The following is an 11,986-nucleotide window of genomic DNA, read 5'->3' as shown; positions in this document are numbered from 1 at the left end:
AAACTCTGAGAAACTCCTGCAAAAACACGGTTGCGGCTCCATGTAAATATGGGCTGGATACTTGCTTGCATATTTCCACCTCTTTCTTTTTTTGGTTCTTCTATTAATGTACCAATAATGGCGGACAACTCCTTGTCATGGAATGTATGTTCGTATCTATAATATCGACAAAAAAAGAGGCAATCTACTTTAAAAGTGGATTGCCTCTTTGCTAAATATGACTTTTTGTCTAAACGTGACGAAATAGATGATTCTATCTGACGCCTCTTTGTTTCTGTAAACGTTCCTTCTTGAAAAAATATCCCAGAGACCACTTCGCGCAAAGGAATGAAAATAGAAAAAAGATCAACGCCCAGAATATAGCAGGCAAAGGTGTTAATCCGGCTAAATTAGCAGCATCACCTGCACGGGACGGGGTCAACAGTGAAGCTGACAGGAGATACAGCGTGCCCATTACAGATTCCTCCAGAGTCAAAAAGGCCAGAAACAAATAGTAATATTTGCTTGCCTTGGGCCACAGGAACACCATTGCCAGATTGAGGGCGATCAAACCGCTGAGCCACAGTATACCGAAAGTGCCCCTGACATACAGCACCAGCATAATCAGCGCCACGGCAGCAGACAGCAACAGCCCCCACCGTACACGTCCCCTGCTGTACAAATAAAACAGCAGCAGGGCAATTAAGGAGGCAAATGGATATCCTGACAGCGACACCAGCACCGGTCTTAGACCGGCTTCAACCGCAGAATACGTCACACCGCTGTGATCCGCATACAGCTCGATTCTCAGTACATCACCTGAGAGAAGCAGGGTCATCAGCGCATGCCCGAATTCATGGAACATCGTATCCAGATTGCGGAATAGCGATGAAAATGGAATTAAGCGTGTCAATAGCGCTGACCCGACCAGAAACAGCAGCGTTTTCAGCCATTTATTCAATATCCTCAGCCCCTTCCCGTTCAAAGTATACGTTATATTCCTGCTGCAAGGTAGCCAAAATGAAACCTGCCAGTCCGCAGTGCTGTATTACTCTATGGTTACTGCCGTCAGCGGCAGGGTAAAAATGCTTAAGTTCCGGCGGCTGCAAGTTATGCGGTGATTTTCCACTAGGCGCCAAATGATGTCAAACCTCGTTGATTAATGCTTATAAATGCAGCTCTATGTTAAAATAAGAGCAGGTGAACCTATACAGGCGGTGAATAAGATGAACAGAAAAAGGCACTTATCAAACTTATGGATGAAGCTGTTTGGTTCGGCTCTGCTGCTGCTTGGAATTTTCGCTTGCGTCCCCGCTCCGGCAGCAGAAGCCAATTATTTCAGTGATTTATATAAAGGCTTGCAGAACTTCTCAGAGCTGCCCGGTGAAGTGAATCAATTGCAGGAAAACTACCAGGAGACGGTTGAGGAGCTTCAGCAGACCAAAGATGAACTCAGTGAGACAGTAGACGCACTGGGACAGACCCAGGAGCAAATGGAAGCGTACCGTTCCCAGAACGAGGCCCTCCAGGAGCAGAACCGCCAGTTAAGCCTGGTGGTTGACGAGCTGAAAAATGACCGCACTGCGCGTGAGAACTACTATAACCGGATAAAGGTTACAGTGATTACCGGGTTCGCCCTTATTCTTGGTTATTTCCTGATTATCCGGCTGCTGCGCTTTACCATGCGCCACCGCTCAAGAAGAGGGGACCGGTTGCGCTAGCAGCCTGCCATCTCTCTAATATGAAGGAGTGTGTACGATGAACGTCGATGTCCAAGATGAAGGCGACAGCGGCAGCGGACAGGCCGTTGCTTTCACTGTCGGGGAGAATGAAGAGGTGCATGTACTGCATCCCCAGCAAATTATCGCCTATCAGGGCCCCTCATCAGGACGGGCAGACCGGCTGATGGACGTCAAAGGCATGTACCGCAAGCGCAAGCTGATCCGTTCGGATATGTCCGGCCCCTGCCGGTTTGTGGCTGCGCTGCCTCCCGGCTACCGGGTCAAAACCTTGCAGCTGAACGGTAAAAGCGATCTGCTCTATGATTTCAGGCATCTCTTCTTCTACAGTAAAGGAATCACGATGCATACGCGGGTGCTGAGCATGAAGAATATGCTGGTTACCCGGGATATTGTCAAAGTCAAATTTGCCGGCAACGGGAGCATCGGTATACTGACGGAAGGAACGGTGTGCGAAGCCGAGCTTCATCCCTCCGATCCGCTCTACGTCGATGCAGGCAGTATTATTGCGTATCCGGAGAATGCCAAGCTTGAGCTGACCGTTTACGGCAATCATCTGGCCAGCCAACATATGAGCTATCACTGGAAAATGACAGGCCATGGACCTGTGCTGTTTCAAGCCGGACGCCAGAGCCGCCGCTTTGAGCGGGATAATAACGAGGACGGTATTATTAAACGGTTTCTGCGCGAGGCGCTACCGTTTGGTGGTGTATTTATCAAATAGACGGCTTGTCAGAGAATCGTTTGAACAAAGAGTGCCCGTGCGGACATCGCACGGGCACTCTTTGCTGTTGCAATCCGTACACCGGACTACAGTCCTAGCCTTCAGTTATAGTATCGCCTTACGCCAGATAAGCATTCAGCATCCATGCATGCTTCTCAACACTGCTTCTGATGCCAATCAGCAGATCAGCAGTCGGTTGATCACTAAGTTCTTCCGCAGCCGTGATGGCGCTCTTCAGCTCTTCGGAGACAAGCGCAAAGTCTTTAACGAGCTGGGCAACCATTTCTTTGGGGCTTTCGCCGCCGGCAGCTTCCTTCAGCTCTGAAAGGGCCAAATATTGTGTCATCGTAGAGGCCGGCTTACCGCCGATTGCGAGCAACCGTTCAGCCAGATCATCCACATATGTGGCTGCTTCAGTGTAGAGTTCTTCGAATTTGGCATGCAGAGTGAAAAATTGTGCTCCGCTCACATACCAGTGGTAGTGATGCAATTTCACCCCAAGCAGGCTCCAGTTCGCGGTTTGGCGATTCAATGCTGCGTGCAGTTCTGTCTGGTTCTTAACGTGAGTACTCATTCTAAATAACCTCCTATGGTTTAATTATATTTTGTTTATTGTATTTAGACTTGTTCTAAATCTATCTACAATATAACATAAATATTGCTTTCCCGCAAGGCGCTTTACGATTTTGTTGCTGCAAATTCTAGCATACCTCCTTTTAGAAACCTGTTATCTGTGTCACATAAATCCAAACGCACCTATATTGACACAAATCACCTGACTGTGGAATAAAAGATAACATTATTGGCATATTTGTTACACCGGAGGAATATATGTTTCCGCTGCTTTGCCTTTTCCGCTCCGGAATACCGCCCGCATCTCCTCGCGTTTAGCCTTAGGACTCAGCACATAAACGGTATCTCCGGGGAGGATCACGGTGCTGCCGTGCGGCGTAACGATTCCCTTATTGCGGATGATCGCCGTAAAGAGAATATCATCCGGCAAATTCAGCTGCGCAATCTGCATTCCGGCAATCGGCATACTGGACTCAATCCCGATATGGTTGAATTCGGAATCTGTTTTTCCAAGTGCAACCAGTTCCATAAGCGACGGCTGTGCTGCTTCGTCACTCCCCACCAGCTTTAACCTGGAGGCCAGCGGGGAGATCGTTGTTCCCTGAATAACAGCCGATGTCAGGACTACGAAAAAAACTACATTAAAAAACATCCGCCCCTCAGGAAGCCCAGCCAGAAGCGGGTAGGTAGCCAGTACTATCGGCACCGCTCCCCGCAGCCCCGCCCAGGATAACAGTGTCTTCTCACGGACTGAAAATTTGGCAAAGAGCAGACTTATAAAAACCCCGACGGGCCGGGCGACGACCATCAGAATTACAGACAGCAGCAGCCCCTGCCAGGCTATCTCAGAGAGCTCCTGAGGGAAAACCAGCAGACCGAGCAGGATAAACATAGCAATCTGCATCATCCAGGCGAACCCGTGATTGAAATTCATAATGGTCCGGTGGTACATCAGTTCTGAATTGCCAAGTGTCAATCCCATCACAAAAACAGCGAGCAGTCCACTGCTATGCACAAGCGTCGAAACGCCGTAGGTCAATACAGCAAATCCTATCGCCAGCACCGGATACAGTCCGGTGGAATCCAGATTGATTCTATTGATTAAATATACAGCCAGCTTGCCAATCAGAATCCCCATCAAGAGACCGATCCCCATCTCCCAGACAAAGGACAGCAGCATGCTCCATATGGCCGTTTCTGGATGTTCAATCCATTCAATCAGCGAAACTGTCAGAAAAACAGCCATCGGATCATTGCTTCCCGACTCTGCTTCCAGTGTGGAGGTGAGGCGCTTGTCAATATTTTTACCGCCAAGTACGGAAAAAACAGCGGCTGCATCCGTTGAACCGACGATTGCCCCGAACAAAAGGCTTTCTGCCCACGGCACTCCGAGCACGAACCTGGCGAACACTCCTACAATGGCAGCCGTCAGCAGTACCCCGATCGTAGCCAGGGATAATGCGGATGCCATAACCGGCCGGATATCCTTTATGCTGGTCTGCATTCCTCCTTCGAATAAAATGACCACAAGCGCAAATATCCCGGCAATTTGAGTTAAAGATACATTATTAAAATATACAAAATGACTGAGCACCATCCCTACCAAGATAAAAAGCACCAGCGCCGGCATCCCGAATCGTGTCGAGAACTTGGTGGATAGCACTCCAATCAGCAGCAGAACCGCGAGTAATAAGATAACACTGTCCGCTAAATGAGTCATTTTCCGCATCTCCCCCCTGTTCCAGCGTTATTTACGTTATTAACCCTAAAATGCTTTTTTTGAGACAACCGGTCCACACTGCATTTAGAATGCACAAACTGTGTAGCCTCATACATCCTATCGTGTATTGAACTTCCTTAAGACAGAGGAGTTCCACCCAACGCAAAAAACCCGGCCATAAATATAGCTGGGTCTCCCTTATTAAGCAGCGTTTCTCTGCCCATCAAGCGTATTATTCTCTTGAGTAAACCTGCATCTCCTGAATGGACCAGTAGTTGCCGCCGGAACCCGTCTGCAAAATCCTGATGTAGCGGGCCTTTACTGGAGAAAAGCTAATCTTGGTGCTGTTCAGCTGCCCTTTTCCTCTAACCGCCAGCTTCCAATTCGCCGCATCATTAGATACATAAAGCTCATAACCACGCGGATAATCGTAGGAGGACAAGGAATAGTCCAACTCTACAGCCTCCACCGAATGTTCTTTGCCAAGGTCAATCTGAAAGTATTCTCCCGAGGCCTGATGTTTGCCGGTATCCCAGCGTGTACGCCGGTCCCCGTCTATGGCACTTGCCGGATTCGAGGCTTCGGTATTGACATTAGACGACACTTTCCATTCTGTCCGATCAAGCGGAACCAGGCCAGTAGCCGTAATCTGCACTTTCTCAGACATAACACCTGAACCTGCAACTCTTACCGCATAAGTGTAAAGCGTGCCTTCCTCCAGCTTGCTGTCGATGTATCCGGTTTCTTGAACTCCCGTTGCAATAACCTTCAGATCCCCGCCGGAGCCGTCGGCCCGGAGCACTTCATAACTTGCTCCGGGGGCCTCCAGCCAGCTCAGTTTCATGGATAATCCTTTGATCGCTGCGGCTTTGAAGCCTTGCGGCGCAGAATCCGCTACCTCTGAGGAGGGCTGCAGAATATACTGCACTGCCTCCCCCGGGGCGAGGGTCTCGTTAAATTCCAGTACAGGTGTTGCACTTCTGCCTGAAATATAACTGCGGGCTTCCTCATAAGTATCTCCGTTGCCAAACCGTTCTCCTTCGTAAACTGTTTTTTTCGGCATCGTTACCTTCACGGAGACCTTTTGCGTTGTCTCTTCAAAGTTCACAAAGTTAATCAGCAGTTTATTGGAGGTTGCACCGCTGCCTGCCAGCGGCGTAAGGGTAGAAGTGTCTACAGCACGGACGTATACAAGTTTGTCTGCCAACTGATCCTTATTACTGATCTGATAGGTTAACGGTGTACCGTGCGTTGCATAAGTGAGACTAAGTCTTCTCATGATGCTGACACGGGAATCCTCGTTGGTTTTTGTATAGTAAATCTCTGTCTTGGCCGGATCATACTCCTCCAGATTGAATCCATACTTAAACAAACTGAAATTTTTGAAAAAGGCAGCATGCTGCACAAACATATCCGCATAACCGATATGGGCGCGCATAATCCGGTCAAACACTGCTGCCGTAGGCTCGGAAGCCCCGTACTGGTAAGCATCCACGTGGCTATCCGAAGTACCGAATTCAGTCGTCAGCATTTTTTTACCCAGGCCGTCTGCAGCTCCGCCGAAGGTTTTGAGATTCTCAGTAAAGCTGCCTCCGTTGCTGAAAATATAGGATTCCCCATAGGAATGCCCGTTGGTCAAATCGGTTACCTCTTCGAGCTCATTGCGCTGCTCCGGATCACGTTCCCACCCGTCAGGATCACCGCACTGTTTGACCGTCCCCCTTTGATTGCCGCAGGAATCTGCGCTGTAGTTCGGCCAGTAAGCCCAGCCCGGTGCCACTGTCTGCAAATGGGGTGCAATACTCTTACCCTTCTTGTTCAGCCAATTGGCGATCGCCAGATTGACAGCTTTTGAACGATTGAACAAGCCTGGCTCATTATCCACTTCATAATACTGAAAGTAAGAGCCGTACTGCTTAAAGTAATCCGTCAGCTTCTTCTCTGCCTCTTCCGGCAGCGAGCCGTCAGCTTTGAGCTTAATATCTCCCGTATACAGATACAGAGCAACTGACTGCATATTGTAATCCCTAAGTACTTTGTAATAATCCTCCATGTTGGAGCAGGAGCGGCCGACATCGCTGGCACAGCTGGTGCGCATAATGTTGCCGCTGTAGGCCACGCCAAGCCATTTCATGACGTAAGGCAAATGAGTAACCGCACCTTCATCAAAATAAAACTGCTTGTTGTTGACCATTGTGCCGGTCAGTGTATAGCTGCCGTGAATCGGCTCCTTAATAGGAGCATTCAGCGATTCGAGACTTAAGGAATCCCAGGTCCACCAGTCGTATTTATCTTCCATACTTGAGGAATAAATACCGCGTGTGGTCCGCAGCTTCAGCTCGTTACTGCCCAGCACCAGCTGTTCCTTCGGGATATAGAGTTCATACGTTTTGCGGAAGGTGTATTTGCTGTCCGTACCGGCAACACCGGCAATCTGTATCATGCCTGACAGCTGATGATTAGAGAAAATACTCATTTGCGGAACGGATTTGTATGCATCTAGAATACTTACGCGAAATAAGACCCCGTTCGCCGGGATCTTATTCAAATTATACGTAATAATCAATTCAGGGTTAGTGTCTCCCCTCAGGCCCGAGGGAACGCTTTTCAGCTCAGCGGCCTTGGCAACGGTAGAGACAGCATTATAAATCTTTTTAGCGTCTGAGGAACCGGAAGCTGCAAATTCTCCGGCAGATCCATCACGCTGCCCCAGCTGCCACAGTACATTGCCGTCCGGCAAAGCCGGACCTGCATCAGCCGCTGAGGACAACTTAGTCATATCTACCTCCACTTCGCCCCGCTTCGTCCCATCATCTCCGAAGACAGAAACAGACATAAGAAACAAGATGGTTAAAGCCGCAAATTTTAGTAGTAACTTTAGAGGTCTGGTTGTTTTTTTCTTAGTCCTCATTCCTTTGTCCTCGCTTTCTTCCGGGGTGTCTGCTCATAAGTCGTATAAGAATCGATTAGGTTACTTAGGGAGGGTCAATGCACTTTTGGGGATAATTCCCTGCTTCTGGCTGGCACTCTTCCACAATAAACGGATGTTGGCGTCCCCGCGATTCTCATAGTACTCCACTTTAATATCATATGAGGTTCCGGCAGTAAGGTCGATACTTCCCTCGCGTCCGACGCCGCTCTGCTTCTTCCAGCTGTCAATCACCAGTTTACCGTCAATCCAGAGCCGCACTCCGTCATCCGAAGAGGCCGTAAACGTATATTTCTCACTATAGATCGGCATGATCAATCCGGTCCAGCGAACCGAGAAGAGATCCTTCCCGAGGCCGACTGCCGGAGAGTCCCCATGCCAGTTGAAGTCAATCTTGTTGTCATTACGGATCAGCTGTGCTCCGCCGGACAGGTCAATATTATTGAAATATTGCGCCCTTAATCCCTTGGTCGAAGCGGAAGGCTTCGTGTTCGGTTTACTAGCGAGCATAATAATATAATCATCACGGGAAACGATATAATTATCATTCATAAAATTTTTGATTTTCTGCACATCATTTTTTTCAGTCAGCATTTTACCCCATGTCATGGTATATACCCATTTACTTTGGGTTTGAGACAATATGACAGGGTCTGGCAGCTCTCCGCTTTCCCCGATGCCAATAGGCTTTCCGTCTGCCAGCTTCAGCAGATTCTCATAATAGGACTGTTTGAAGTCATTGTTATAAATATCTGCCGCCAGAATGTCTGCTTTTCCAGAACCGGGGAAATACGGCTCAAAGTCATACGACCATTCATTAGGTGCATTCGGGTTCCATACCCATAGCAGATTGTTCAGCTTGTGCGTGTTTGTTAAACGGTTGTACATGATGTCCCAGAGTTTAGTGAAGTTGTCTTTATTCCCCCACCAGAACCAGTCTCCGTTCATTTCATGATAGGGACGCCACAAAACTGGTACTCCGGCATCCTGAAGATCTTCCAGATACCCGGCAATCTCGTCAATATCGGCAATCAGATTCTTATATTGTGCTGTTCCCGGGGTCACATAGGCATCAAAATCCTCCTGGCTGAGACTCATATGCACATTGGCCCATTCCGGAGAAGTGCCGGGCAGGTTCTGATGAAAGGTCATCGCTACGATGCCTCCACCCTTATGCCATTTGATTGCACTGTTCACCACAGCCTTACGCTGACGCTTAATGGCAGATTCCGACTGATTATTGATTGCTCCAAGCTCATAGCCGTGTAAAACCGCAGATTGCCCGGTGGCCTTTTTCAGCTTATTGTTGAATTCATCAGGACTCTCCAGATAGTCATGCTGTCCTGAAATCATGCCGTTGCCGCTGAGATTCGAAAGATAGGTCAGCAGATCGGCCGCCTCCTGGGAAGCGTTAGGATTGATCGGAGTAATCACTGCTGCCGGGGTATCCACAGTCCGGGTAACCGGAAGGCTGCGTACCTCCGACCAGGGCAGTAAAGAGAGAATGAAGATAATTGGCAAAATCGTCGTAAATAGCCGGAACTTGCGGTTAGTGTTCAATGTTAACTCCTTTCTCCAGCCGTAAAACCTTCCATGGAGCAAGTGACATTTCCCTTAGCAGGGCAGTCATTTTGCAGCCAACTAAGGCCTATAGCTTAGTAGCCCTGCTGGTAAGCAGGGCCCTAATGGGTGGACTTTTGAGGATTTAGTATTGTAACGGCTTAACCAGCATCAGTGACGGCGGTGATATAACAGACTGCGAATCGCTTATTTTAGGAAGCGGAAGGTAGGAACAAGGCGCTTGACGGGACAGTTCCCTTTAACTGACTCGGGCTTTCCCACATCAGCTTCGCTCTTGCATCCCCTTGGTTCTCATAATATTCCACTTTGATATCATATAACTGTCCTGCCTGCAGGTTTATGCTTCCCATGCGTTCGGTTCCACTCTGCTTCACCCAGCTGTCGATGATGAGACTGCCATTGACCCAGACACGGACACCGTCATCTGAAGAGGTATAGATTTGGTACGTCTCACTATACAGCGGCTTAATTTTACCGCTCCAGCGTACGGAGAAGAAATCCACTCCAATTGCCGCATCCGGCGAGCCAAGCCGCCAGTTGAGGTCAAGAACCGCGTCGGTACGTACTACAGCGGGAGTTCCCGCCAGCTGCATGTTGTTGAAATACTCCCCTTGCAGCCCGTTGGCCGCAGGTGCTGGTGTTGCTGTTGGCGTTGGTGCTGCTGTCGGCGTCGGTACCGCTGTCGGCGTTGGCGTTGGCGTTGGTGTCGGCGTTGGCGTTGGCGTTGGCGTTGGCGTTGGCGTTGGTGCTGCTGTCGGCGTCGGTACCGCTGTCGGCGTTGGTGCCGGTGTTGGTGCCACTGTCGGCGTTGGTGTTGCTGTTGGCGTTGGTGACACTGTTACTGTCTGTACCATAGCCAGCGAATTGGTCATTAATGACGATTCTACAGCACTTATAGATGATGTGGAGCTTTTCAGGAACAATGCGCTTGAAGGAACGGTTACTTTGGCCTGACTTGGGCTCTGCCACATCATCCGGATATTGGCATCACCGGCATTTTCATAATATTCTACTTTAATGTCATAATACTGTCCGGCTTTCAGAGCAATGCTTCCGGTACGCTCGGTACCGCTCTGCTTCATCCAGCTGTCGATGACGGCCGTTCCATTCACATAGACACGGATACCATCATCAGACGTTGTATAGAATTGATAAGTTTCACTATAAGAAGGCTTAATCAGGCCGGTCCAGCGTACGGAAAAAATATCTACGGGCAATGAAGCATCCGGTGATGCCTGACGCCAGTTGAAATTAAGCAAACTATCATTGCGTACCAGCACAGGCGTGCCGGACAGCGTCATATTCTTAAAATATTCGCCTGTAAGCCCGTTTACCAGCGGTACCGGTGCCTGCAATGTATTTTCAGGTACAGGAGTCGGCGTTGGTGTAGCTGTTGGCGTTGCCGTTGGTGTAGCTGTCGGCGTTGCCGTTGGCGTAGCTGTCGGCGTTGCCGTTGGCGTAGCTGTCGGCGTTGCCGTTGGTGTCGCTGTCGGCGTTGCCGTTGGTGTCGCGGTCGGTGTTGCCGTTGGCGTAGCTGTCGGCGTTGCCGTTGCTCCCGGGACTGTGAATGCCTTATATTCATCCCGGGTCAGGGTGTAACTGTCATTCATAAAGCTTGTGATTGTAGTCGTGCTGTTGTTATCATAGAGCATTTTTCCCCAGTTCATCATATAAACGTAATTCTTCTGGTAGAGCTGCAGCTTAGCTGTGCTTGGCATTTCACCATTCTCACCGATGCCGACCGGTTTACCGGCAGCCAGACTAACCAAGCTGTCATAATATTTATTCATATAATCATTATTATATATATCAGCTGCAAGTACATCGACCTTATCTGCACCAGGATAGGTCAGCTCATAGGGATCAGACCAGGCATTCGGAGCATTCGGATTCCATACCCACAGCAGATTGTTAAGTTTATGATAGTTAACAAACCGGTCATACATAATATTCCAAAGTGAGGCGAAGTTGGTCTTCTTTCCCCACCAGAACCAGTCTCCGTTCATCTCATGATAAGGTCTCCAAAGTACGGGGACTCCTGCATCCCGCAGGCTTTTGAGTGAAACTGCAACCTTATCGAGATCAGCAATCAGTGCATTATACTGTGCCGTACCTGGTGTTATATATTTGTTGAACTCTGCTTGTGTTAATGATTTCTGCACATTAGCCCAATCATACGTAGTGCCCGGCAGATTCTCATGAAAAGTCATTGCTACGATACCACCAGATTTAGCCCAGTTGATCGCACTATTGACTACATTCTTCCGTTGCGTTGCGGCGGTGCTTTCGGATTGTCCGCTGATAACTCCAAGCTCATATCCGTGAAGTGCGGCATATTGTCCGCTTGTTCCTTTCAGCTTGTTGCTAAATTCATCCGGGCTCTCCAGATAATCATGCTGACCTGAAATAATACCTTTTCCGGAAATAGAATACAGGTTACCGAGGAGCTTGACGGCTTCAGCTGAAGCGTCCGGATTAACTGGCACAGCTGTACTTGAAGCTGCTTTAGCCGGGGAAGGTGCAAGTCCTAGTCCAAGCGGTACTGCGGACAAAAACACAGCCAGTGACAACACGGCGGACAACAAACGAAACTTACGGTAAGTTTTCAAAATGATCTTCCTTTCGGTAGCCAGGCTGCCACTTTTAAGAGGCCCTATAGCTTTGCGTCCCTATCTTTCGATTAGGTTTGCCTTTGTCGTTTTGGAAGGATTTCTCCTTCTTACCGTAAGTATCGACTCTAT

General features: G+C 48.9%; 8 protein-coding genes and 1 riboswitch. Of the genes, 2 read left to right on the top strand and 6 right to left on the bottom strand.

From position 1 onward, the window contains the following. Positions 1-253 precede the first annotated feature (253 nt). Positions 254-940: a M50 family metallopeptidase gene (locus L6H70_RS20810; protein WP_236336031.1), complete on the bottom strand. Its 687-nt coding sequence runs from the start codon at positions 938-940 to the stop codon at positions 254-256. Between the two features lie 265 nt (positions 941-1,205). Here L6H70_RS20810 and L6H70_RS20805 point away from each other — a divergent pair, with 265 nt between their 5' ends. Both L6H70_RS20805 and L6H70_RS20800 read left to right on the top strand, forming a co-directional pair. Beyond that, complete coding sequence (locus L6H70_RS20805; RefSeq protein ID WP_236336030.1) at positions 1,206-1,700, top strand: hypothetical protein; 495 nt, start codon at positions 1,206-1,208, stop codon at positions 1,698-1,700. 37 nt (positions 1,701-1,737) lie between these two features. Next, positions 1,738-2,442 (top strand): AIM24 family protein, encoded by a 705-nt coding sequence (locus tag L6H70_RS20800; RefSeq protein WP_236336029.1) that lies wholly within the window; start codon positions 1,738-1,740, stop codon positions 2,440-2,442. A gap of 118 nt (positions 2,443-2,560) precedes the next feature. On the opposite strand, the gene L6H70_RS20795 is transcribed toward L6H70_RS20800, so the two are convergent. The 5 genes from L6H70_RS20795 to L6H70_RS20775 all read right to left on the bottom strand — a co-directional run bounded on the left by L6H70_RS20795 (position 2,561) and on the right by L6H70_RS20775 (position 11,854). Further along, positions 2,561-3,016 carry a Dps family protein gene (locus L6H70_RS20795; RefSeq protein WP_236336027.1) on the bottom strand — a complete coding sequence of 152 codons (456 nt, stop codon included), beginning with the start codon at positions 3,014-3,016 and terminating at the stop codon, positions 2,561-2,563. Positions 3,017-3,256: 240 nt separating this feature from the next. Beyond that, positions 3,257-4,735, bottom strand: coding sequence for a potassium/proton antiporter (locus L6H70_RS20790; protein WP_236336024.1), 1,479 nt, complete (start codon positions 4,733-4,735; stop codon positions 3,257-3,259). A 232-nt stretch (positions 4,736-4,967) separates the two neighbouring features. Then, positions 4,968-7,514 (bottom strand): discoidin domain-containing protein, encoded by a 2,547-nt coding sequence (locus L6H70_RS20785; RefSeq protein ID WP_236336023.1) that lies wholly within the window; start codon positions 7,512-7,514, stop codon positions 4,968-4,970. A gap of 192 nt (positions 7,515-7,706) precedes the next feature. Continuing rightward, positions 7,707-9,224 carry a glycosyl hydrolase gene (locus tag L6H70_RS20780; RefSeq protein ID WP_236336022.1) on the bottom strand — a complete coding sequence of 506 codons (1,518 nt, stop codon included), beginning with the start codon at positions 9,222-9,224 and terminating at the stop codon, positions 7,707-7,709. A 212-nt stretch (positions 9,225-9,436) separates the two neighbouring features. Then, positions 9,437-11,854: a PA14 domain-containing protein gene (locus L6H70_RS20775; RefSeq protein WP_236336021.1), complete on the bottom strand. Its 2,418-nt coding sequence runs from the start codon at positions 11,852-11,854 to the stop codon at positions 9,437-9,439. A gap of 12 nt (positions 11,855-11,866) precedes the next feature. Then, positions 11,867-11,946, bottom strand: a riboswitch (cyclic di-GMP riboswitch). Positions 11,947-11,986: the final 40 nt, after the last annotated feature.

The sequence above is a fragment of the Paenibacillus auburnensis genome, from assembly GCF_927798115.1.
Taxonomy (GTDB): Bacteria; Bacillota; Bacilli; order Paenibacillales; family Paenibacillaceae; genus Paenibacillus_AQ; species Paenibacillus_AQ auburnensis.
Note: the sequence above shows the minus strand (reverse complement) of the source record. Positions and strands in the feature narration are given on the sequence as shown.